Origin of the sequence: Lysinibacillus sp. CD3-6 (assembly GCF_006351725.2) — a bacterium.
Taxonomy (GTDB): domain Bacteria; phylum Bacillota; class Bacilli; order Bacillales_A; family Planococcaceae; genus Lysinibacillus.
Window position 1 is genome coordinate 1,929,576 of record NZ_CP085880.1, and the last position, 25,441, is coordinate 1,955,016.

20 protein-coding genes are annotated in these 25,441 nt (G+C 36.6%); 18 read left to right on the top strand and 2 right to left on the bottom strand.

The window, feature by feature from the left end:
• The first annotated feature begins 8 nt into the window (after positions 1-8).
• From FH508_RS09300 to FH508_RS09335, 8 genes are all read left to right on the top strand, one after another.
• Positions 9-1,400: an ABC transporter substrate-binding protein gene (locus FH508_RS09300; RefSeq protein ID WP_172771056.1), complete on the top strand. Its 1,392-nt coding sequence runs from the start codon at positions 9-11 to the stop codon at positions 1,398-1,400.
• A 78-nt stretch (positions 1,401-1,478) separates the two neighbouring features.
• A complete protein-coding gene (locus tag FH508_RS09305; RefSeq protein ID WP_172771057.1) occupies positions 1,479-2,351 on the top strand; it encodes a carbohydrate ABC transporter permease in 873 nt (290 codons plus the stop codon).
• A gap of 12 nt (positions 2,352-2,363) precedes the next feature.
• A complete protein-coding gene (locus tag FH508_RS09310) occupies positions 2,364-3,203 on the top strand; it encodes a carbohydrate ABC transporter permease (protein ID WP_172771058.1) in 840 nt (279 codons plus the stop codon).
• 27 nt (positions 3,204-3,230) lie between these two features.
• Positions 3,231-3,920, top strand: coding sequence for an N-acetylmannosamine-6-phosphate 2-epimerase (locus FH508_RS09315; RefSeq protein ID WP_172771059.1), 690 nt, complete (start codon positions 3,231-3,233; stop codon positions 3,918-3,920).
• A 42-nt stretch (positions 3,921-3,962) separates the two neighbouring features.
• Positions 3,963-4,847 (top strand): ROK family protein, encoded by an 885-nt coding sequence (locus FH508_RS09320; protein ID WP_172771914.1) that lies wholly within the window; start codon positions 3,963-3,965, stop codon positions 4,845-4,847.
• 16 nt (positions 4,848-4,863) lie between these two features.
• Positions 4,864-5,718 carry a MurR/RpiR family transcriptional regulator gene (locus FH508_RS09325; protein ID WP_172771060.1) on the top strand — a complete coding sequence of 285 codons (855 nt, stop codon included), beginning with the start codon at positions 4,864-4,866 and terminating at the stop codon, positions 5,716-5,718.
• Positions 5,719-5,792: 74 nt separating this feature from the next.
• Positions 5,793-6,986 (top strand): N-acetylglucosamine-6-phosphate deacetylase, encoded by a 1,194-nt coding sequence (nagA, locus tag FH508_RS09330; RefSeq protein ID WP_172771061.1) that lies wholly within the window; start codon positions 5,793-5,795, stop codon positions 6,984-6,986.
• Positions 6,987-7,414: 428 nt separating this feature from the next.
• Entirely contained in the window at positions 7,415-8,560 is a 1,146-nt protein-coding gene (locus tag FH508_RS09335; RefSeq protein WP_172771062.1) for a cyclically-permuted mutarotase family protein, read from the top strand.
• A 166-nt stretch (positions 8,561-8,726) separates the two neighbouring features.
• On the opposite strand, the gene FH508_RS09340 is transcribed toward FH508_RS09335, so the two are convergent.
• Positions 8,727-10,703, bottom strand: coding sequence for an alkaline phosphatase family protein (locus FH508_RS09340; protein ID WP_228134466.1), 1,977 nt, complete (start codon positions 10,701-10,703; stop codon positions 8,727-8,729).
• Positions 10,704-11,177: 474 nt separating this feature from the next.
• Here FH508_RS09340 and FH508_RS09345 point away from each other — a divergent pair, with 474 nt between their 5' ends.
• Both FH508_RS09345 and FH508_RS09350 read left to right on the top strand, forming a co-directional pair.
• Positions 11,178-11,624 (top strand): hypothetical protein, encoded by a 447-nt coding sequence (locus FH508_RS09345; RefSeq protein ID WP_172771064.1) that lies wholly within the window; start codon positions 11,178-11,180, stop codon positions 11,622-11,624.
• 143 nt (positions 11,625-11,767) lie between these two features.
• Complete coding sequence (locus FH508_RS09350) at positions 11,768-12,553, top strand: VOC family protein (protein ID WP_172771065.1); 786 nt, start codon at positions 11,768-11,770, stop codon at positions 12,551-12,553.
• Between the two features lie 48 nt (positions 12,554-12,601).
• Here the strand turns inward: FH508_RS09350 and FH508_RS09355 are convergent, their stop codons facing one another.
• Positions 12,602-12,802, bottom strand: a complete 201-nt coding sequence (locus FH508_RS09355) for a cold-shock protein (RefSeq protein WP_004269397.1) — start codon at positions 12,800-12,802, stop codon at positions 12,602-12,604.
• Positions 12,803-13,015: 213 nt separating this feature from the next.
• On the opposite strand from FH508_RS09355, the gene FH508_RS09360 reads away from it, so the two are divergent.
• From FH508_RS09360 to FH508_RS09395, 8 genes are all read left to right on the top strand, one after another.
• Positions 13,016-14,695, top strand: coding sequence for a formate--tetrahydrofolate ligase (locus FH508_RS09360; protein ID WP_172771066.1), 1,680 nt, complete (start codon positions 13,016-13,018; stop codon positions 14,693-14,695).
• Between the two features lie 358 nt (positions 14,696-15,053).
• Positions 15,054-17,090, top strand: a complete 2,037-nt coding sequence (locus FH508_RS09365) for a hydantoinase/oxoprolinase family protein (RefSeq protein ID WP_172771067.1) — start codon at positions 15,054-15,056, stop codon at positions 17,088-17,090.
• 3 nt (positions 17,091-17,093) lie between these two features.
• Positions 17,094-18,773, top strand: a complete 1,680-nt coding sequence (locus FH508_RS09370) for a hydantoinase B/oxoprolinase family protein (RefSeq protein ID WP_172771068.1) — start codon at positions 17,094-17,096, stop codon at positions 18,771-18,773.
• Positions 18,774-18,789: 16 nt separating this feature from the next.
• Positions 18,790-19,542 carry an IclR family transcriptional regulator gene (locus FH508_RS09375; RefSeq protein ID WP_172771069.1) on the top strand — a complete coding sequence of 251 codons (753 nt, stop codon included), beginning with the start codon at positions 18,790-18,792 and terminating at the stop codon, positions 19,540-19,542.
• A 22-nt stretch (positions 19,543-19,564) separates the two neighbouring features.
• Positions 19,565-21,139, top strand: coding sequence for an OPT/YSL family transporter (locus FH508_RS09380; protein ID WP_172771070.1), 1,575 nt, complete (start codon positions 19,565-19,567; stop codon positions 21,137-21,139).
• Between the two features lie 16 nt (positions 21,140-21,155).
• The gene (locus FH508_RS09385) at positions 21,156-22,199 is read left to right on the top strand and encodes an S-methyl thiohydantoin desulfurase domain-containing protein (RefSeq protein ID WP_172771071.1); all 1,044 of its coding nucleotides are present in this window, start codon (positions 21,156-21,158) and stop codon (positions 22,197-22,199) included.
• 732 nt (positions 22,200-22,931) lie between these two features.
• Positions 22,932-23,552, top strand: coding sequence for an HD domain-containing protein (locus tag FH508_RS09390; protein WP_172771072.1), 621 nt, complete (start codon positions 22,932-22,934; stop codon positions 23,550-23,552).
• The gene (locus FH508_RS09395; RefSeq protein ID WP_172771073.1) at positions 23,552-25,438 is read left to right on the top strand and encodes an ABC-F family ATP-binding cassette domain-containing protein; all 1,887 of its coding nucleotides are present in this window, start codon (positions 23,552-23,554) and stop codon (positions 25,436-25,438) included. The genes FH508_RS09390 and FH508_RS09395 overlap by 1 nt, the downstream gene beginning before the upstream one ends.
• Positions 25,439-25,441: the final 3 nt, after the last annotated feature.

Here is a 25,441-nt window from a genome sequence, read left to right on the forward strand (position 1 = left end):
GAGTAGTTATGTTTAAAAGGCGTTATCTAGCAACCGCAATAGCAATTTTGTTTGTACTCTCAGTGCTAGCAGGTTGTACAAGTAATTCTACAGATAGTTCTAAATCTAGTTCTTCTGATGAGGTCGAACTAAAAGTTTGGTTAACTCCACAATGGAAAGGTGTTTTAGATTCTTCTGAAGATGGAGCAGATTATGATAGCTTTTTCAAACATGCAGGGGAGCGATTCGCTGCTGAGTATAAAGACCACAAAGTAAAAGTTAATGTAGAAGTTATTGCAGGAGATCAACGTGATGAGCTATTGAACGTAAGTCTTAATGGGGGAACACCTCCAGATGTATTTTTTGAAAGCGTGTTTGCTATGGGGGACTATGCTCATCGAGGTGCACTAGTACCATTAAATGATATCGTTGATGATGAATCGAAAAGCGATATTGCACAAGGGTATTGGGACAGCGTGACATTCGGTGATGATGTTTATTTCTTCCCATTTTCTCATAACCCAGGTACTTTAACGTACAACGCAGATATGTTTAAAGCTGCTGGATTAGATGAGTACATTGGTGGAGAGCATGAAATCAAAACTTGGACTCTAGCAGATTATGAAAAAATTCTAAACAAGTTAAAAACAGATTTACCAAAAGATAAATATTCAAATGCGTATCCAATGGGATTATACGCGCTAAATAATCAAGGTGATACTTGGAATCTTGCTTATTTAAGAATGTTTGGTAATCAGTTCTTTGATAACAATGGAAATTTAATCATTGATGACGCAAATGGTGTAAAAGCTGCAAATTGGTTAAAGAAAATATATGATGAGGGCTTAACAAACCCAGGTGCAGAATCTGTTTCTTCAAACGATGTGAATGCAATGTTCCAAAATCAACAACTTGCAATTAGTTTTACAAACGCAATTTTATTTAATAATGCATTGGCTGATATGGAAAGTGGAAAAGCGCCTAAGTTTGATATTAGACTGGCTAATATTCCATCTGATGGTGGGGACCCATTAACATTTACTTATGTAACAGGCGCAGCTGTATTTGATACAAAAGATGAAACTAGAATTAAAATTAGTAAGGATTTCGTGAAATTTATTTCAACAGATCCTGAACTTGTGAAAGCATCTAAAAATGGTGTACCAGTTAGAACAACGGTTGCCGATGAGTTTAAATCAGAAAAGCCTTACTTCGAGGCGTATTCTGCAAATGATCCGTACATGTTTAATTTCACTGGAAATGTACCAGGATACAGCCAATTAAGACAAGTTTTATATCCAGAATTACAAGCTTTATATACTGGTGGTAAAACGGCAGAAGAAGCTGTGAAAGATTACCAAACAAAAGGTAATAAAGTTATTGATGAATCGAAAGAAGACTCTGTAATTTATAATAAATAGCTCTGCGCGTATATAACTTTACAACAATTTAAGCCCCTTTATTTCGGGGCTTAAATTGTAGAAAGGTAAATGATACCGATGAAAATCAATAAAAAATCTTTTAAAGAAAATATGACAGGATACTTGTTTATCGGACCCCAAATTTTACTGTTTTTAGTTTTTTTAGTTTACCCTATCATTGAAGGGATTCGCTTAAGCTTATTTAAGATTAACTATCAAAATGAAATTTTTGTAGGGTTTGAAAACTATCGAAAATTGTTTAGCGATCCTGTCTTCGTTCAATCTACAATCAACACCATTATTTTTGTTGTATTCATTGTGGCATTAACAGTCATTTTCGCTCTGTTTGTTGCCTCTACAGTTTTTGATAAAAATGCAAAATACGTGTCCTTTATACAAGGAGCATATTATATTCCAGTCATGGTTTCGATGGTTGTTATGAGTATGATTTGGAGTTTTTTACTAAATCCTGCCAATGGTCTTATACCATTTATAGCGAGAAAAATGGAAACCTCAGTTAACTTTTTAGGGGATACACATTGGGTACTTCCAGTAATTATTTTTGTAACCTTTGCGACAAATGTAGGGCAGGCAATCATTCTTTATATTGCCTCTATGATTGGTGTGCAAAAGGAACTTTTTGAAGCCGCAGAAGTCGATGGTGCAAGCCGATTGAAAATAATATTCAAGATTATTATTCCAATGGTAAAACCAACAACGATTTACATTATTATTATGAACATTATTGCTGTACTCAAAATATTTGTCGTTATACAGCTATTAACAGGTGGGGGTCCAAACAACGCCTCAACGACACTTATGTATTACTTATATAATAATGCATTCAAGTATAATCAGCTTGGTATTGCTTCTGCAGTAGGTGTAATTATGTTCCTCATTACATTAGTGTTATCTACTCCACAGCTAAGAGCTATGTTTAAGAAGAATTAGAGGTGAATGAGTATGTTAAGAAAAAAGAACAAGAGAAAAAGAGAAAAAATAGAAATTGTAACAAACTGTATAGTTATATTTTTCGCTGTTTTAAGTCTTTTTCCATTATATTGGCTTGTGACGAGTTCATTAAAGAACAGTGCTGATGTTGTGAAAATGCCACCAGATTGGTTTCCTAAAAGCTTAAACTTTAGTAACTATGTAGATGTCTTTAATAATCAGCCTGCGCTAACATGGACGTATAATAGTTTATTTGTAGCGTTGATGTCTACATTTGCTTTAATTGTTGTTAGCTCCCTTGCAGCGTATGCATTTTCACAGCTAAAATTTAAAGGGAAAAATGTTATTTTCATTATTTTTATTTCAAGTTTAATGATTCCAAAGGAAGTTATGATTGTTCCGCTGTTTAGAATTATTCAAGACTTTAATATGGTAAATACGTTAAGTGGCATGATTTGGCCTAACGTAGCTACAGCATTTGGTGTGTTTTTACTGAAAGGATTTTTTGATACCATTCCTGATTCATTACGTGAAGCTGCAAAAATTGATGGTGCCAGCGAATTTCGTATATTTTATAAAATTATGCTGCCATTAGTGAAACCTGGTATTGGAGCATTATTTATTCTTAATTTTGTTCAAGTTTGGAATGATTACTTATGGCAACTCGTTGTAGGTCAAGATGTTAACTCAAAAACACTAATGGTAGGAATTGCAACTTTAATGCAAGACTTGAATCCAAACTTTGCTTATAAGATGGCAGGTGCTACTGTAGCAGCAATTCCGATGCTACTAATATTTATTTTCTTCCAGAAGTATTTTACAAAAGGAATTACGATTGGGGCAGATAAGTAATATGATTATCCATGGAGATGTATGCAAATGAATAAAAAACAGAAAGTTTTTGATGAAATTAAAAGACAACTGATTGTTTCATGTCAGGCACTTCCAGAAGAACCTCTTCATAGCTCTTTTATTATGGGGAAAATGGCGTATGCGGCGATGCTTGGAGGGGCTAAGGGAATTAGAGCAAATAGTATTGAAGATATTAGAGAAATAAAGAATATGGTTGACCTACCCATTATTGGTATTATTAAAAAAACAACGGACGGATCTGACGTGTGTATCACACCGACAATTCAAGAGGTCGAGTTGCTTTACCAAGAGGGGGTAGATATTATCGCGCTTGATGCAACGAAAAGAATTAGACCTGATGGCACTACAATAAGCGAATTATTCCCTGAAATTAGAAAGAAATATAAAGATCAAATTTTTATGGCGGATTGCTCAACGTTTGAAGAGGCTAAAGAGGCGTATGAATTAGGTTTTGATTGCTTAGGTACAACATTGAGTGGTTATACAGAGTATACAAATGATAAAAAATTACCTGATTTAGAGTTAATAAATAGACTAATTCAAAATTTCCCTATTCCTGTTATCGCTGAGGGCGGCATTTGGACGCCAGACGAACTAAAGCGTGTTTTTGATCTTGGTGTTCATACAGCAGTCGTAGGTACTGCTATTACAAGACCGATGGAAATTACTAAAAGATTTGTTAGTGCGATTCAATAAATTTAGAGTAAATTAGATTGTCAGGCTAAAGGGATGAGTAAAGTGAAAATATTAGCAGCTGATATTGGTGGCACATCGATAAAAGTGGGCATTTCTGATGAAAATGGGCAAATAGAAGTATTTAAAGAATATGATACAGAAAGTAAAAAAGGTGGAAAGTATTTAGTTGAAAAACTAATTAAGATAATAAATGAGTATCAGGGCTTTCATGCAATAGGTATAAGCACTGCAGGACAAGTGAATAGTACTGATGGCTCAATCATTTATGCTAATGATAATATTCCAAATTATACTGGTACGCAACTAAAGACTATACTTGAAGATTATTTTAGCGTGCCTGTTAAAGTTGAAAATGATGTAAACGCTGCTGCATTAGGAGAAAAGTATTTCGGTGCAGCAAAGGACTATAATGATTTTCTTTGTTTAACATATGGTACGGGTATTGGTGGTGCCATCATAATAGACTCTAAAATTTATAAAGGACATAATGGATTGGCGGCAGAATTTGGGCATGTTATTACCCATCCATTCGGTGAAAATTGTAACTGTGGTAAAAATGGGTGCTATGAATCGTATGCATCTACAACCGCTTTAATAAAAAGAGCACAGGAAATAAACGCTGACTTTATAAATGGTAGAGTCATTTTTGAAAGAATGCAACAAGGGGATAAAAGTTTAGAAAAAGTTCTTCAAGATTGGATTTTAGAAGTAGCATTAGGTTTAACTTCCTTCATTCACATTTTTAATCCACAAGCAATTATTATAGGTGGTGGTGTGATGGAGCAAGAACATCTCGTTAACAATATAGCGGATAAAGTTAAATTGTTTATGATGGAGAGTTTCTCGGATGTAAAAATCATGAAAGCCTCTCTTGGAAATAAAGCTGGCATTCTTGGCGCAGTATCACTTCATTTAAGAGGCGATTAATAGAAGGAGTACTAATATGGGAAATCAAGATATATTTTCACTTATTCATTCGAGATACAACTCTTTTACTAATACGGAAAAAAAGGTAGCGGATTATATTCTCGAAAATATAAAAGATGTCATTTACATGTCCATTACTGATTTAGCTGATGCGTGTAATGTAGGCGAGTCAAGTGTGTTTCGATTTTGTAAAACGATGGATCTTAAAGGGTATCAAGAATTTAAAATTATGTTAGCACATAGCATTACGCTTGATAATGAAACACCGCAACTTTCCAGTGCGATTACGATGCAAGATACAATTGCAGAACTATCATCGAAGGTTTTATCGTCAAATGTTCATGCGTTGACTGAAACCTATAATTTATTATCAGAAAGTGATATTGCGGAAGCTGTCGAGTGCATGATAAACGCTCAAAGAATACACTTTTTTGGCGTTGGTTCTTCCTTAATGACAGCAATGGAAGCAAAAAATAAGTTTATGAGAATTACCAATAAAACGGAGTGTTCAGTGGATTCTCACCTTCAAATTATGTCTGCTGCTTTAATGACAGAGCAAGATGTAGCTGTTCTAATATCTTATTCTGGTTCAACGAAAGATACGATTGAAGTGGCAAAAGTAGCAAAAGAAAGAGGGGCAAAAGTTATTTCAATAACGAGATTTGCCAAATCTCCTTTGACAAGTTTCGCCGATATAACATTGCTTTGTGGTGCAAATGAAGGGCCACTGCAAGGGGGCAGTTTATCTGCAAAAATATCGCAGCTCTATCTTCTAGATTTACTTTATCTTGAATACTTCAAGAAAACGAACAAAGAATCAGTTCATAACAAAGAACTAACGGCGCAAGCAGTTATTGAAAAGATGCTTTAGAGGGAAGCAAGGGGATGCTAAAAGCTCTTACAATGTGGAATAGCTAAGCTAAAAGAATGGAGAGGTAAGATAGAATGGATCAATCAATTGTTTTAATCAATGCAAAAATTTATGCAGAAAATCAGATTATTTCAGATGGATTTATTAAAATTGATGGAATGAAAATTGAAGAAATCGGCTGGATGACTCACTATAAAGCAAATGATCAATTCTATGTTATCGATTTACAAGGACAAACAGTCATTCCTGGCATGATTGATATTCATACACATGGGACGTCTGGCGCTGATGTAATGGATGCAGAAATTGCATCTCTGGAAACAATTGTCCGAGCTTTGCCACAGGAAGGGACAACAAGCTTTCTAGCAACTACAATGACCCAATCTGATGAGAATATTTCCAATGCATTGAAAAATGCAGCGAGCTTTATAAAAAATCATCAAAAACCAGGACAGTCTGAGGTGCTTGGAGTTCATCTTGAAGGGCCATTTGTGAATCCTCGTATGGCAGGAGCCCAACCTGTTGATTTTATTATCGAGCCCGAAATTCCACTTTTTGAAAAGTGGCAAAAACTAGCTGGAGGAACTATTAAACTGGTTACATTGGCTCCTGAGCAAAAGGGCGGCATGGAATTAACTCGATACTTGAATGAAAATGAAATTGTCGTCTCTATTGGCCATTCAAATGCGACATTTGCAGAAGTAAAAATGGCAATAGGGGCAGGTGCTTCGCAAGTAACGCATTTGTTTAATCAGATGAAAGGATTGCATCATCGAGAGCCTGGTGTTGTAGGGGCAGCTTTGCTTCTTGAAGAGTTATATGCAGAGTTAATTGTAGATGGAATTCATATATGCCCAGAAATGATTCAGTTAGCTTATCAAAACAAAAAAAGCGAAAAACTAATTTTAATTACAGATTCCATGCGAGCAAAATGTTTAAAAAATGGCAACTACGATTTAGGCGGTCAAAAGGTTATTGTGAAAGATGGAATGGCTGTTTTAGAAAATGGCACATTAGCAGGCAGTGTTTTAAAACTAAGTGATGCGCTAAAAAATATGCTGAAATATTGTGATGACTGTACGCTTGAGGATGTTATTAAAATGACAGCAACTAATCCAGCAAAACAGTTACAGATTAGTGATCGTAAAGGTAGCATTAAAGCTGGAATGGATGCAGATTTAGTTGTGTTAAACAATGATTATGATGTGCTAATGACATTTTGCAGAGGAATTTTATCTTATCAAAAAGAAAGCTCGATGATGGACTAACATTATCTACCTTTAACTAATTTTTAGCGATTAGACATCTAAAGAATTTGCCTTAGCAGACTATTAATAGTGGACTAGATTATAGGCAATGGGTTAACGAAGAACGCGAAAACTTTCTTGAAACTATTCATTTACATAGTTTTGAAATTTTACGCGTTCTTAAACAAATTATTGATAAATTTCTTTTACGACTACCAATGCAGACTTTATACCACGAAGGTTGTCGTTTCTACCTCAATTCTCTTCTAGTTTTCCTTTTAAAAAACAAAGTAAAGGTTTTGTTAACGGTTAAATATTCGGAATATTAAGAATTTCAATCAGGTGATTTAAAAATAAATGCAATCCCCAAAGGAGGTGATTGGAGATATTTTGTCATTATCTATAATTAGAAATTTGATGGTATTTCCATATTAAAAGGAGGAGAAATTATGAAAAAATTTTTGGTAGCAGCTATGACATCAATGTTGGTTTTAGGCGTAGGTATTGGAAGTAAAGTAGAAGCTTCTAAAGGCGGAGATTCAGTGGAAAGAATAACATGGGAATATGCAGGAGAACTAGCAGCACAAAAAGGATTCGAAAAGAATATTGGGACAGCTGGCGTGTTGTCTGGCTCTTATAAAGATTATTTGATTGTAGGAGGGGGTGCGAATTTCCCTTATGATACAGTGTTAAATGGAGGAGCCAAGCAACATTACTCAGATATATATGTTTATAAAAAAGAGAAAAATAAATTAACGATGGTCGAACATACGAATCTTACACACGAAATAGGTTATGGATCTTCCATAACGACAGAAAAAGGCATTTATTATATTGGCGGTAGCCCTGACAAAGAATATGCAGACGATATTACTTTACTAACGATTGATAAAAATAAAAAATTGAAAGTAGAAAAAGTAGGAGACCTTCCGTTTACATTTAGTGATGGGATAGCTGTTGAGAAAGATGGCAAATTGTATATTGGGCTAGGTAAGCAAAATGCAAAAGAGAGCAATAAATTATACGAGTATGATTTAAAAACATCCAAAACGAGGGAGCTAGCTTCCATTCCTGGAGAAAGTGTGAGAAATCAAAGTGTAGCGCAAATATTAGATGGAAACCTCTATGTATTTAGTGGTGGAGGATCAATTGCATATACAGATGGCTACAAATACAATATCGAGAAAAACCAATGGTCAAAAGTGTCTTCCGTAAAAGTAAATGGGAAAGAAATTTCGTTACTTGGTGCAAATTCAGTCAAATTAAACAAAAATGAAATGTTGGTAATTGGTGGCTTTAATAAAGCAGTATATGATAATGCTGTTAAAAATTTAGGGACATTAAAAGATGAAGAACTATTGGCATTTAGAACAAAATACTTTACAGCAGATCCTTATGAGTTTAATTGGAATAAAGATGTACTAATTTATAATGCGCAAAAGGATACTTGGCGCACTATTGGGAAAATTCCATTTGATGCACCTTGCGGAGAGGGCTTAGTGTTAATGGATAAAAATATTTACTCTATTAATGGAGAAATTAAACCAGGCGTAAGAACGAACGCAATTTATGCTGGAACATTGCTGACAAATTAAACAAAGTGATAGTTTAGCGAGCGCTACAGTGCTTACTATCAAATTAGAGGGAAAGCACCAAGTAAGCCGCAACAAACTATGCATTTTGCATAGGGTTGCGGCTTAAGGTGTGCTGAGCAGAAAGCACTTACTTGTAGTGAAAAATAGTAGAAGTTAGAGAATTGTATTATTCACTTCCCTCAAAAACACCTTCAATGATTTTGCCTTCTACAAATGAAGGTATTTCTAACCCTAGTAAATCGTAAATCGTCGGTGCTATATCTAAATTAGAGGTGGCATTAATTTCTTTGCCTTTGGAAAATTCTGCTCCAGTAGCGATAAAAATAGGTCTAAGCATGCTTCTGTTTGCATCTCCCCCATGTGTCCCTAATTCAATTGGTGGCGAAACATTTTTTTCAACGTCACTCCCCATCACATAGCCAGGTGCACCAATCAACACGACATCGCCTGCATTTTGATGCTCCAGAAGGGTGATATTTTCATTTTTCAATACACTTTCATATGGATGTACTCTTGGTTCCAACAGATGGCTCCACATATTTTTGACATGCTGTTGAACAGTCCCGAATGAAAAATTGTCTGTTTGTATTGCAGACTTCACTTTTTTCATCTCATGTTGAATGATTGCTCCTTTGTTATATGATACTTCGACAGCTTTAAAAGCTTCGATAATTTGGTCACGGACATTCTCATATTCATCTTGAGGAACAACGCCACCCTTTTCACGATTTTTTAGATTGATGTATACATTTGCTGCAGATCCGCTCGGAATGGCGTATGCTTTTGATTCTTCATAATTTATTTTAGTTTTATCTTTTGGATCGACCGTTAATAACCCTGCATCTTGTAGTACTTTGTTAGGTGAAAGGGTAGAATGGGCGGGTTCCATTCCATGATCGGAGACAACAAACAAATAATCATTGTCTTGCAGGGAATTCATTGTTGCTCCTACTACTTCGTCTGCTATACGGTACGACCATTCGATATAGCTCATGTACTGTTTTGACTTTTCATCTGAATAGTCTGGCTGACGAGGGTCTATTAATAAATACTTATGTTGTTCATGATCAATATGGGGGGCATAAAACATGAGCAAATCAGGATTGTATTGCTGTTTTATATAAAGCGAAACTTTTGTGATCCACATAATATATCGTTTGCTAATCTCCTCATATTCCTGTCTTGTAATCCATCCTTTCTCTAGCGCTTCATCATCATCTTGTGCTGGATAAAATCCAAATTCCTTCTCTATCTCTTCGGCAAATCCTTTAGGACCACTAATTTGACTAGAGGTTACGGCTGTGCGGTACAACTTTATAGGACGGTTAAGTTCATTGTTCTCTACTTTCATTTTGAACCAAAAGCCCGCACTTTGTTTATCTTTCATATGGATGGGAATAGATTCCCATTTGTTTCCTTTTACAATAGTATCCTCAGCATCTACTTTTTTATCTTCAGATAATATAAACGTGTCATAGTTTTCATGTTGATCATCAGTTGAGTCAATCGCCAAAATATGAATGACACGATCCTTTTCATTTTTCATCTTAATGCGGAATTCCGATTCCTTTAAAGGACTGAAGCTTTTAGGTGACTGAACCCACTCAGTAGTTTTCTTAAAGGTAAGTGATTCTAAATTACTTGGTGCCCATGTTTCACCATGATATATAGAATAATCTCCTTGTTTTTCTTCTTTAGGATTGGCGCCAGGAAAAGCTATAGTGGCTGTTGTTTTTCCTTGTTTTCGAGCTTCTTCCCATAATGGGGGGACTTCAATTTCTGCTTGAAAACCGCTTTCTTCATTATCTAAAGCGGTGTTTGGTTCATGAAAATGATTACTTACAATGCCTGTTTGTTTTGGCGTAGCCCCAGTGGCAATCGCTGCATGTGAAGGTGCAGTTAGAGAAGGGGTAATAGTAATAGGTTTTTTCGCAGTAACACCATTTTCAAGCATCTGTTTGATATGCGGTAATTTATTCTCTTGAACATATTTTTTAGTATAGTCATTTTTCATTCCATCAAATGAGATAAGGATGACCTTCCGCTCCGTTGTTTCGTCATTTTCCTTCGCCTCTGCTTCCTTTGTTATAGTGAAAAAGCAAAAATTAAGGAGGATTAGGCCTACATACAAAAATTTTTTCATGTTCTTATCCTTTCTGACCGCTAGCTGTTCTAAAAATTGCTTGTCCAAACAAAGAACTTCATAAAAGGCAAAATGAAGAGTACCTGTTATGACAATATTTTTGACTATAAAAAGGAGCATCTAAAAATCCACCATGTGAATAGCTCCTTGAATACTCTAGCTGCTTCTGTTCATTTCATTTATAAATAAATTACCCTTTTTCCTATGCATGAAACTTTTTTGTAGCCCTAAGGAAATGGCTGATATGAAAACAAAATATTAGTAAAATAGAGAGGGGAAAAAAAGTCGAGGGTGATAAAAAAATTACTAAAGTCAAAAGATAATCATCAGCAATTCGAAACGTGACGATCGTCAATAAAAAGCAGTTGGCTATTCGAATGTAATTAGAAGGATAATTTATTAGGAACTATTTAAATTTTGGGGCGTATTAATAATAATAAATCAAACATCTAAGAGGCTAAGGAGGGAGATTTTATGAAGAAATGGTCACCGTATTTATGGAAATTAATTTGGGTGATAGGCTTATTTTTATGTACAATCGTCAGTTTTGATATAAAAAATGAAATAAAAGTTATGTCAGCTTCAACTTATAGTATAGTTCCTGTTTTTTGGACTAATTTTATTACTCTTTTTTTATGGGGTGTCTATTTATCACTTATTTTAATAAAAAAATGGACCATTAATATAAATTTACCTTTACTTATTTGCGTTTTCATTCCTTGTTTTCTCTTTTCAATATTTGTACCAGTAGCCACAATTTTGCCATTATCATTACCAATAGGTGGCATATGGTTTAATAAAGCTATAAGTTCCTATTTCATTGAAATTGTTGCAGGTTTTACATTCATGCTAAGCCTTTTTAATAATTTAAAAAGTGATAATGATAAAAAAGTTGATGACAAAATACATAACAATTCGTGAGTTGTGATTAATTTTGGCTCTTCCAAATACCTAATAAACACCTTTAAAACACCTTTAATTATTTGAATATTGCTAATTTTAATTTAAACCTAGAAAACTAACAGGTAAAGTATATAATGAAAGGACAAAAAGGGGGAAGGAGAATGACTTTGTTTTTTGATCATCTTGTCCATCAAGTTCAATCACCGGAAAATATGAAAGTCTTTTTAAATAAACGTCATATTCATACTGTAAATGGTGGACAGCACACCATGTGGGGAACGTATAATACATTAAGCTATTTTGGGTTAAGCTATATTGAACAAATAGCGATTTATGATCATGCGCTTTTTGAGGAAGCGGCAAAATTACCGTATTCCTTACATTATACTTTTAAACAGGACAATGAGCGCTATGGTTTTTCAAGAATTGCTTTACGTACAACTAATATAGAAGAAGAGGCACAGCGTTTAAGTGCGCTTGGTTTTGAAGTTTATGGACCAGATGTATGTAGTCGAACACGACCAGATGGATCGGTTGTGGAATGGAAACTATTACATTTTGGAAAGCAAGAGCAAGAAATCGATTTTCCATTTTTTATTGAGTGGGCGGATAGTGATGAGAAGCGCAAAGAACAATTAAAGGCAAGTGGCGCGCTAAAAGCAACCCAAAATATATCAATGGAGTCAGTACAGTTTTATGTCCAAGATGCGCTGACTACAGTAAAAGAATGGCAAGAAGTACTACAATTATCTGAGCCAGAAGCACACACAGCGTTTGTGTCATTACATTTGCCAAATATTCGTTTAGATTTTTATGAAGAAGCTGCAGCAACTAAAATGATGCTTGGACGTAAATGTGAAGGACCTTTCGGTGTTACGTTGAGAGACACTGATCGGACGAAGGAAACTTTAATTTTTCCTGGAGCCTTTTATTGGCTTAACCCATAGTTATAAAAAAAGAAGGAGCTGTTCATTTGTTGAACAGCTCCTTGCCGCTTATAATTTCACAACATTTGACGCTTGAGGTCCGCGATTGCCTTCCACTACATCAAATGAAACCTTTTGACCTTCTTCAAGTGTACGGAAGCCTTCCTCTTGTATGCCCGTAAAATGTACAAATACATCTTCTCCATCATCACATTCAATAAAGCCATAACCTTTTTCGTTATTGAACCACTTTACGATTCCTTGTTGCATAAGCATTCGCCTCCAATGCGCCTGAATGTAAAATACTACCAATTAACTCGTGGCATAATTGATAAAAAATGAAAAAATTGCATTTTCTCTTAGAACATACATGAATTGATTCCAGTTGTCAATTGATTGTCGAAATATTGCGTAACTAACTGTGTTTTCTTGCTCAATAAAGTCTATAATGGAGATGAATAATAATAGAAAGTTGGGTGCCAAATGACAACGAAAAATCAACCTTTATCAGATTTAGAAATCGCTAGTCAAGCGGTTATGAAGCCTATTATAGACATTGCAGAAGCGGCAGGTATTCCAGAAGATGCACTAGAACAATACGGCCGCTACAAAGCAAAAATAGATCCACTAAAAATAACAGCGCAGGGCGAGGATGCGAAGGTCGTTTTAGTGACAGCGATAAGTCCAACTCCAGCTGGTGAAGGAAAATCAACAGTAACGGTTGGGTTGGCAGATGCACTTCATCAATTAAAGAAAAATGTTGTTGTCGCATTGCGTGAGCCTTCCCTTGGCCCAGTAATGGGTGTAAAAGGAGGCGCGACAGGCGGTGGGTATGCTCAAGTTGTCCCAATGGAAGATATAAATCTGCATTTCACGGGAGACTTGCATGCCATCACAACGGCCAACAATGCGCTTTCAGCCTTTATTGATAATCATATCCATCAAGGCAATGCATTAAACATTGATCCTCGTCGTATCATTTGGAAGCGCGTAATGGACTTAAATGACCGTGCGCTTCGCAAAGTAGTCATCGGTCTTGGTGGGCCAGTACAGGGAATGCCACGTGAGGACGGCTTTGATATTACAGTTGCCTCTGAAATTATGGCGGTATTCTGTTTAGCAACAAGCATAGATGATTTACGTGAGCGTTTAGCAAGCATTGTCATCGGTTATACATTTGAGCGTGAGCCCGTATTTGTGCGTGATTTACAAGTAGAAGGCGCGCTCACTCTGCTATTAAAAGATGCGTTTAAACCAAACTTAGTGCAAACTCTTGAAGGGACACCTGCCATTATTCATGGCGGTCCATTTGCAAATATTGCACACGGCTGTAACTCGATTATGGCAACACAAACAGCACGCAAGCTAGCAGATATCGTTGTAACAGAAGCGGGCTTCGGTTCCGATTTAGGTGCTGAAAAGTTCATGAACATTAAAGCCCGAAAAGCAGGCTTCAAACCAAGTGCCGTAGTGATTGTGGCAACGATTCGTGCGTTGAAAATGCATGGTGGTGTTGCGAAAACAGCACTCGTTGGAGAAAATGTGCCTGCGCTGTTACAAGGCATTGAAAACTTAGCGAAGCACGTGGAGACGATTCGCACATTTGGTGTTGAACCAATCATCGCGTTAAATCGTTTTATTACAGACACAGAAGCTGAACTGGAAGCAGTGCTAAACTGGTGTCAAGAAAATGATGTGCGCATTGCCCGTACAAATGTCTGGGAAGAGGGCGGCAAAGGCGGATTAGCCCTAGCAGAGCAAGTACTATCTGTCCTTGAAGAAGAAAATAATTTCTCTCCTTTATACGATGTAGCAGAATCGATTGAAGAAAAAGTGCGTACAATCGTACAAAAGGTCTATGGCGGGAAAGATGTCCAATTTACAGAGCAAGCGAAAAAGCAAATTGCACAAATTGAAAAATTTGGCTGGGACGAATTGCCGATTTGTATGGCGAAAACGCAATACTCATTATCTGACCAACCTAGTTTACTAGGGCGTCCAGAAGGCTTCACAGTCACAATACGTGAAGTCATTCCAAAGCTTGGCGCAGGATTCTTAGTTTGTCTAACAGGTGATATTATGACAATGCCAGGTTTACCAAAGCAACCAGCTGCCTTACGTATGGATGTCGATCGTGAAGGACATGCGGTAGGATTGTTTTAATTGTTATAAAATATGTAAAGCTGCTCTTTTTAGTCAGAAAGGTAAACAGGGAATATTGAAGAAGTATGGCCTATAAATTTTATAAATATATTATGTAATTTAGGACTCTGGTGTATAACCAGGGTCTTTTTTGTGTTTTATGACTAATATTAGTGAATTTGTGAAATGTAATAGTTGGTTGTTTTAATAAGTAACCAACCAATAATGCTAAGAAAAAGTAGGATTTTATATTAAATTTAATTGTCAAATGAATTTTTATTTATAAAATATATTGAATTTTCTTTTTCTTTTAAATATAATTTATTTAATTCTTAATTGGAACAGCGTTCCGATAATAGGAACATGGAGGGATGAAGACTTGAAAATCGCAACAGATATTGGCGGTACTTTTACTGACCTAGTTTACACAGATGAGAAGGGAAATCTTCATTTTGACAAAGGACATACGACACCAGGTCACTTTGAGGATGGTATTTTAAATGTTTTAGGGCGACACGTTACAGAAGATTCATTGATTGAATCATTTATTCATGGTTCAACAGTCATTATTAATACATTAACGGAAAGAAAAGGGGGCGTAGTTGGGTTAATTACAACGAAAGGCTTCCGTGATGTATTAGAGATTGCTCGTGGTAATCGTCCAGACCTATATAATTTTAAATATAAAAAACCAGCACCTTTTGTAGAGCGTTACTTACGACAAGAAATTGATGAGCGTATCGATTATAAAGGAAATATTATGAAAGCGCTTAATACCGATGAAGTTGAAGTAATTGTTAGAAAGTTCAAGGAATTAGGTGTGGAGGCTATTGCTATTTCTTTGATTCATGGCTATAAAAACCCAATTCATGAATTACAGCTAAAAGTAGAAATTGAAAAGCTTTGGCCAGAAGTGTACATCACACTTTCAAGTGAAACGATTAAAGAATATCGGGAATATGAGAGAACAAATACTACTGTTTTAAATTCATATGTAAAGCCAATTGCACACGCATATTTAAAAAGCCTAAAAGAAAAATTAAGCACGATTGGTATAACAGACCATTTGAAAATAATGCAATCAAACGGAGGAACGACAAGCTTTGATAAAGCGATGGAATTGCCAATTAATTTAGTCGAATCTGGTCCTGTAGCGGGTATGTTTGGCGCTGCAAAACTAGGAGAGCTTTTAAATGAATCCAATATAATTGCATTTGATGTTGGTGGAACGACAGCAAAATGTTCACTTATTACGGAAGGAAAAGTAAATGTTACGACAGATTACTATATTGAAAGAAATGAAAAATTTGCAGGCTATCCAATTAAAACACCTGTTGTAGATATTGTTGAAATCGGTAATGGTGGTGGTTCCATCGCACGCATCGATCCATTCGGCTCCTTAAAAGTTGGTCCAGATTCTGCTGGTGCAAATCCAGGTCCTGTTGCTTATGGCTTAGGCAATACACAGCCAACAATTACAGATGCAAATGTCTATTTAGGGAGATTATCATTAGAAAACTTCGATAATCCAGTGTCTATTGACAAAGTGCAGGAAGCACTAATTGCAGCAATCGCGAAACCGTTTAATGTGACAGCAGAGGAAGCAGCGCAAGGAATTTTAGATATTGCCAACTCTAATATGCTAAATGCACTTAAGCTCATTTCTATTCGTAAAGGCTATGACCCTGAGGATTTTACAATGGTTGCCTTTGGTGGTGGTGGTCCACTACATGCGATTAATCTCGCTGAAGAACTGGGCATGAAGAAAGTAATTATTCCTTATGGCTCATCGGTCTTTTCAGCATTAGGGATGTTGATGACGGAATATCGACAAGATTATATTCAAACAAGCTTAATGGATTTTGATAAGCATCATTTAACTGCTATTCAAACAAATATTGATGAGGCTATTGAAAATGCTTATGCGGATGCACCTTTATCGAAGGAACATTATTATTTCGAGATTAATTATGATTTGCGCTATAAAGGTCAGGAGCATGCAGTTAAATTGAATGCATCAAATATTTCGCTTCATGTGGAAGAGCTAGCTCAATTAGCAAAAGCTTTCCATATCAAACATAAACAAGAGTTCTCTTTTGACTTACCAGAGACTGCGATAGAGCTAGTAAATTTACATCTCACTATTTATGGGAAAGATGAAGCGGTCCAGTTTAAGGAGTTAGATTTCTCACATATTGATGCTTCAACAAGTATAAAAGCAAAACGAAAGTTATACGTCAAAGGTACAGGCTGGGTAGAGGTCAATGTCTACGATCAACAAAAGTTAGTACCTGGCTATGTTATTGCTGGTCCTGCTATTGTGGAAAGCCCTACATCTACAGTTGTGATAAATGAAAAGCAATCTATTGAAATAGATAAATACGGCAATCTAATTGTAGAGATGGAGGGGAAATAACACATGAAAAAAGATGTTTTTGCTATAGAAATTATTCAGGATTCATTGCTGGCCATTGGAGATGAGATGTTTGTTGCTTTAGCTCGCTCATCTATGAGCCCCGTTATCTATGAGGTTTTAGATTATGCCTGTGGTTTAACTGATGCCAATGGTAATTTGATTAGCCAAGGTAATGGTGTGACAAGTTTTATTGGGATGTTGAGTCCAATGGTTCAACGTGTCATAGAAAAATATGATAATGGGAGAAAATTAAACGAAGGTGATGTCATCATAATTAATGACCCTTATGTTGGAGGAGGCTCTCACTTATCAGATGTAGGATTGGTTTTACCAATCTTCAATAATGGTGAAATTATTGCTTATTCTGCAAATAAAGCTCACTGGACCGAAGTAGGGGGGATGGACCCTGGTTCATTTACAAGTAATTCGAATGAAATTTATCAGGAAGGCCTTCAGCTACCTGGTGTAAAGCTTTATCAAAATGGCGAGCTCAATGAAGGCATTTATGAAATCATTTCTACAAATGTTCGTCTGCCAGAGCTATCTATTGGAGATATGTTTGCACAAGTAGCAGCATTAAAAACAGGTGAAAAAAGGATTGCAGAACTTTGTCATAAATTCGGTGCTGAATCGGTGAAGTTGTCCATTCAAAAATTATTGGACAAGGGTGAAAAGATTGTAGAGTATGAGCTACAACATCTACCTAAAGGTGAATTTTATGCAGAAGACTTTATTGAAGGCGATCCATTAAAAGGAGGACCTTATCCAATTCAAGTGAAAGTAACGATTAGCGATGAAGAATTTATTTGTGACTTTAGAGGCTCACATCCTGCTGTGAATGTGCCAGTAAACTGTTCACAATTTGGTTTAATGGCGAGTGTTCGTGTAATGTTCTTAGCATTACTTGGAGATATTGACGTGATTAATGAAGGTGTCTTTAAACGCTTAACAATTCTTACAGATGATAATTCAATTGTCTCAGCCAAACGTCCGCATCCAGTTTCAATGAACTTTGAAGCACGTATTGGAGCAGCAGACTTAATTTGGAAGGCGCTTGCACCTCATTTACCAGAAAGATTATCAGCAGGGCATTTACAGTCGGTATGTACATTTATCTTAACAGGCAAAAATCCTGAAAATAATGAATCCTTCCTAATCGTTGAGCCTTCAGTAGGTGGCTGGGGAGCGTCAAATGATGAGGATGGGCAAAGTGGACAATATTGTATGGGAGATGGGGAAACTTATAATCTTCCTGTAGAAGTTGCAGAGACAAAATACGGAATTCAGATTGATGAATATAGCTTAAACTGCGATGGTGCTGGTGCAGGGCAATATCGAGGTGGCCTAGGTGTACGCCGAGTTTATACCGTTAATCATGATGGGCAAAAGGTTTCTGTCAACCTAGGTAGACATAAATTTGCACCATTTGGCTTAAATGATGGTGAGGAAGGCTCGTATAACTATTTAATTATTCATAAAAAAGATGGTACACAGGTGGGACCCGTAGGAGTACTCGCCAATTATGAATTACAGAAAGGTGATCGTATTGAGCTTGTCACAGCAACAGGGGGTGGCTATGGCAATCCACAAGAGCGAAGTACGAAAGCGATTGAAAAAGATCTAATAAATGGATATATTTCTTTAGAGGTAGCTGAAAACCGTTACGGCTACGAAAACGCATAAAAGGAGAAATATATAAATGACTGTCAAGACATTAAAAAATTCATTGGATATACTAGAATGCTTTGCAACTACAGATGGCGCATTAGGTGTACGTGAAATTTCACGCATGACAAAACTGCATACAAGTGTTGTGCAAAGAACCATCAATACATTTACTGAAGCAGGGTATTTATTACAGGATGAAGCTACAAAAAAATATAAATTAGGTTATAAAATGTTTATATTTCATGACAAGCTATCTAACTCAAGTGACCCTCACTTTACAATTTATGAATTGATGCAAAGTCTTGCAAGTGAAATTAATGAATCAGTATTTCTAACTTATATGGATAACGAGTATGGTGTCACAACAAAAATTGCTGAAAGTAGTAAGAATATAAAATATGCAGTGTCCTTAGGTACAAAAACACCGCTGTATGTCGGTGCTTCTTGTAAAGTTATGTTTGCTTATTTAGACAAAGAAAGGCAGCTTGAATTGTTAGCCTATTTTCATGAAAAGCTGTCGGAAGAGGAGCTTAAAAAACTTCTTGATAGTTTACAAGAGGAGTTACAAACCATTCGACAAAATAAGTGGTGTGTTACTGTCGGGGAGTACAATGAACATGCTTTTGGTATAAGTGTACCATTATTCAATTATAAGAAAGAAATCATGGCATCTCTAACAATTTCTGGATTAGTATATGACATTGACAATCAAAGGGAGAAATACATGCTTGAACAGTTAGTGAAAATTGCTCATCAAATTCAATCTCACATATCTAAACTATAACAACAATAGGGGACCTGACACTATGAATAATAAAGTATTACATCCGCGGGCTTTGGAGCCTGTAACTTTACTAATGATTGTCTTAACATCTGTTGTAGGGGCAATTATTGGGATACAGCTAATTACGACTTTAGGTATTTCAGCTAATACATCAATCATTGGTGCGATATTTGCGATGATTTTAGGAAGAATTCCGATTGGCAAGCTAATTGCATTTAAATCCGTGCATAGACAAAATATTATACAGACAGCAATATCTTCGGCTACGTTTAGTGCAGCGAGTAGTCTAATGTTGCCAATTGGTATTCCGTATGTTTTAGGTTATGAAAATTTAGTTTTGCCATTGTTTATTGGTGTTATATTAGCGATGTTTGTGGATGCTTTATTATTATATAAATTTTTTGATACAAAGATTTTCCCCGCAACAGGTACCTGGCCGCCAGGGATTGCAACAGCAGAGGCTATTAAAGCTGGTGATAAAGGCGGTAAAAATGCAAAGGTTTTAATTGGCGGTGTGTTAATCGGTATAGTGGGGTCTATTCTTAAAATTCCAATGTCAGCTTTCGGGGTAGCATTTATCGGAAATATTTGGGCGCTTACGATGTTTGGAATTGGTCTTTTACTAAGAGGTTATTCGGTTCAATTATTTAATGTCGATTTGAATGAATATTACATTCCACATGGCATTATGATTGGAGCGGGTATTGTAGCCCTTTTCCAGGTTGCTTTTACTTTGCTAAGTAAAAGATCGACTAAAGAGTCAGAAGAATTAATCTATTCAAAAGACCAAAAAGAAATTCGACAAGGTTTTGGTGTAGGTTTTGTTGCCTATTTAGCGATTGCATTATTAATTGCTTTAATAGGCGGTATGATTTCACATATGTCTTTTGGCATGCTAATCGGCTTTATCATTTTCGCAACAATTGCAGCATTTGTTCATGAACTTATCGTTGGGATTGCTGCAATGCATGCAGGCTGGTTCCCTGCATTTGCAGTAGCGTTTATCACACTAATTGTCGGAATATTAATTGGTTTCCCAGCACCTGCTCTTGCTTTGTTAGCTGGCTTTAGTGCGGCAACAGGGGTAGCATTTGCAGATATGGGCTATGACTTGAAAACAGGTTTTATTTTACGTGGAAATGGCAGTGATCCTGTATTAGAAAAAGAAGGGCGTAAACAGCAAATGATTGCTGGGATGCTAGCATTTTCAATTTCTGCAGTCGTAGTTTTACTTTCATATCAATCGTATTTTGCACAAGGTTTAGTAGCACCAGTTAACCATGTCTATGCAGCCACTATCCAATCTGGAGTGACTGGAGATGTAGCAAAACAGCTATTAATCTGGTCGATTCCTGGGGCATTGATTCAATTAATTGGCGGTTCAAAGAGACAAATGGGTATTCTGTTTGCGACTGGTTTATTACTAATCAATCCGATAGCTGGTTGGGCAGTATTAGTAGGTATTATCCTTCGTGTGATTTTCACCTATATGACAAAAGGTAAGAAAGAATCTGAAATGACTGTATTTGCAGCAGGTGTTATTGCTGGAGACGCTTTATATAGCTTCTTCTCTTCTATTCTGAAAATAGGAAAATAGAAAGGGGTAAGTGCGCATGGGAAGGGTGTTAACGTATAAGGATGGTTTAGCTGCTGTTTATGGAGGTGCAATACTTGGAGGCGGTGGTGGCGGCCTCCTTGCGGAAGGTTTAAAGTTATTGGAGGAGATTTTCGCTTCAGGAAACCCTCAACTTATCGATATAACGGCATTAAACCATGAAGATTTAGTAGCCTGCGTTGCAATGGTTGGTGCACCTTCAGCAGAAGAACAATATGTATCTAATGAACAGCTTTGCTGGAGCTATCAACAGATGAATGCGTATATGGGTCATCGATTAAAAGGAATTATTACGAATGAAAATGGTGCCATAACGACAATCAATGGTTGGTTACAATCGGCATTACTGAACGTACCAGTCATTGATGCCCCTTGTAATGGACGGGCTCACCCTACTGCTATAATGGGTTCCCTAAATCTACATGAACAACAAGATTATCAATCTGTTCAATTTTATGCAGGTGGAAAAAATGATTTCGCTATTCAAGGCTTAGCTGAAGGTAATTTACAAAACACCGCAAAGACAGTTCGTCATGCTTCTATTCTAGCTGGAGGAATGGTAGCGGTGACACGTAATCCAATAACAATAGGCTATTTAACAGAACATGGTGCACCAAATGCAATATCTGTCGCGATTGAGCTCGGGTATAGCTTCCTAATTGGGCGAACAATGGATGAAAAATTAGATAATATTATTCATCTGTTAAATGGCGAGCATATCGTATCTGGAACAGTAAAGGATTTTACTCTGATAAGGGAAAATGGCTTTGATGTCGGTAGCTTAACTGTTGAGGATGTTGAGTTAACTTTTTGGAATGAATATATGACATTATCAAAGGCAGGGACCATCCAATCGAGATTTCCAGATTTAATCATGACATTTGATATTGAAGGGATGGTACCTGTACCAAGTGCAAGCATTAAAGAAGGCATGCATATAGCAGTTATCCAAGTTGATCAAAGCCAGTTAAATTTAAGCTCAACGATGAAAAATGCTGAGCTGTTACAGGAAATTGATGCGGTGATTGGTAAGGATTTATAAAAATAAATTAGCAAGAAAGCAATCTAATTAATAAAAGCTGCCTACATCTCTTCAAGATGGGCAGCTTTTATTGTTCCTTCAGCGGGAGGGTATTACATACGATCAATTTCTTTCCTACTTCCTTCATAACGTATTCTTACTCATGGCTTAAATGAACTTTCGTTATTTCAATGAATTATCGAATATTGTTAACACGACTCCAATAAAGCGGCCTTTCGCAAAATGATTGCATTGTTGGCTATACATTAATCATTAAGGGAGAAGTTACGTTCAACATTGTAAAAGAAGGTAACATCGTTTAATGAAAAATCCATAATAACTTGCTACATTTGGTAAAAGCCTTCGTGGTCGCGAAAACAAAGCTAACTGGTTGTTCACATTTTTGTATTGTACAGCTACTATGCGGGTTAACAAACTTGAAAATTTAGGGAAAGTGTTCACTTTTAATTGAAGATGATCGGTTACACTATACGCATTTCATTGCAAAACAGTATTCAATTGTATGCCCGCTGAAGTTGTTTAAAATTGTAAAACACATAGTTTTTGTACACTACGCAAATTGTGAGCTTACAGAACAATAAAGTTTGTTCTGTATTTTTATCCTACAATATTCTGAATAATTAGTCAATTGATATGTATTTTTTTATTTGTTTTCCAATATAGAAGGCGACATCGTTACACTTCACAAAGCAATACAGTATAATAGGCAAAGAGAAAGGACTGAGTATTAATATGAATGAGTTAAAGAACAAAGTACGTAGCATATATGAGCAATTTGATGCAAGTCATGACTTTCAACATATAGAACGTGTTTATCAAAATGCGTTAGCGATTTTACATACAGAGCCTAATGCAGATGCAGAAGTTGTAAAAATGGCGGTGCTTTTGCATGATGTCAGTGATAAAAAGTATACAGATAGTAAAGAGCAAGAAGACCAGTTGATTAACGATTTGAATATAAGTGAAGCAAAAAAACAACATATTCGTGATTGCATCGCACAAGTGTCATTTAATGGTGGTAATGAGCTGGAGGCTACTTCTATTGAAGCGAAAATTGTACGTGACGCGGATCGTTTAGACGCAATAGGAGCGATTGGAATAGCGAGGACATTTGCTTATGGTGGTGCTAAAGGTCGGAAATTATATGATGACACAGAGGAAGCAAGAACAACGATGTCTGAGGAAGATTATCGTAGTAAAAATACGTCGTCTGTCACTCATTTTTACGAGAAGCTTTTATTATTAAAAGAATTAATGACGACCGACAAAGGTAAGCAAATGGCTAAGGAACGCCATCAATTTATGGTATGCTTTTTAGAGCAATTACAAAATGAAAGAGATGGAAAAGCATAATGAGTCATTTAATCGTACAAAATTTAACGAAGACAGTGGGCGATAAAACGCTCTTTCAAAATATCGAGTTTACTATCTATGAAGGGGAACGTGCAGGTCTGATCGGTATTAATGGGACAGGTAAGTCGACGTTGTTATCTATTTTAGCTGGTCAAATCGAGGCGGATACAATAGATATTGATCGTCCTAATAAGTATCGTATTGCTTATTTACCCCAAGAGCCTACATTTAATAGTGGCGAAACGGTACTACAGGCAGTGTTTGCGGGTGATTCTCCTGTTTTACAACTCAATCGCCAATACGAAGAGACGGTTGCGGCACTCGCATTAAATCCTACATCCGAAAGCTTACAAAAAACATTGTTTAGCTTACAGCAGCGTATGGACGAGGAGCAAGCTTGGGACGTCAATGCACTTGCAAAAACGGCCCTAACAAAGCTAGGCATTGAAATGTTCGATAAGGAAGTGTTAACCCTTTCAGGCGGTCAACAAAAACGTGTCGCTCTAGCGAAAGTGTTAATTGAACCAGCAGACCTTTATTTATTGGATGAGCCGACCAACCATCTAGATGTACAGTCAACAGAATGGCTACAGGAAATGGTAATGCGCTTAAAAGGTGCTGTAATTTTCATTACCCATGATCGTTATTTCTTAGATGAATTGTCGACGCATATTTATGAAATAGCAGACCAAACGTTATATCGCCATACAGGGAACTATGGAGACTTTTTAGAGGCGCGTGCAATTCGTGAGGAGATGGCTGCAGCTTCAGCTCAAAAGGACCGCAATCGTTATCGTTCAGAGTTAAAATGGATTCGTCGTGGTGCGAAGGCACGTTCTACAAAGCAAAAGGCTCGCATTCAGCGCTTCGAGCAACTTGAAGATAACTTAGAACGCAAGTCAGATGATGTTTCTCTTGAATTGGGCTTAGCAACAACGCGACTTGGACGCAAAGTATTAGAGGCAGAAAATATATCGAAGGCTTTCGGTTCGCAAAAAATAGTGGAACAATTTACGTTTTTACTGCAACAAGGTGATCGCATCGGTATAATTGGTGCCAACGGTGTTGGAAAATCGACTTTACTCAACATGCTTGCTGGTGAACTGTGGCCAGACAAAGGAGAGATTCATGTCGGTTCCACTGTAAAACTGGCACATTTTAAACAAACGTTACCGAAGATGAATGAAAATGAGCGCATGATAGAATATATTCGCGAAGCGTCAAATGATATTACTGATGCAGAAGGTGTACGTTATTCCGCTGCGCAAATGCTGGAACGTTTTTTATTCCCATTACATGCACATGGTACACCAATTGGTAAGTTATCTGGTGGGGAACGTAAGCGTCTGCACTTATTAAAACTATTAATGGAGCAACCAAATGTGCTATTACTGGATGAGCCAACAAATGACTTAGATATTGAAACACTTGGGGTATTAGAGGACTTTATCGAACATTTCCCAGGTGTCGTTATAACAATTTCCCACGATCGCTTCTTCCTCGATCGTATTGCCAAAAAACTTTGGGTTTTAGACGGTCAAGGACATGTAGATGAGTCACTTGATATTTATAGTGATTATTTACAGAAGCGAGAGCAGCAAACGTCAGTGAAGGTGGAGGCACCGAAAGCAGACAAGCAGAAGGTCGAGAAGCCGAAATCAGATAAGAAAAAACTATCATTTAAAGAACAAAAAGAATGGGAAACCATTGCAGATGATATAGAAAAAACAGAGACTGCAATTATGGAAACCGAAGAAGGTATTGCAAGCGCTGGCGCTGACTTTACTAAATTACAGGAGTTAACGGCTAAACTAGATGAGCTCAATGCACATTATGAGCATCTAATAGAAAGATGGTCGTACTTAGATGAAATCGTAAACGGATAAGGA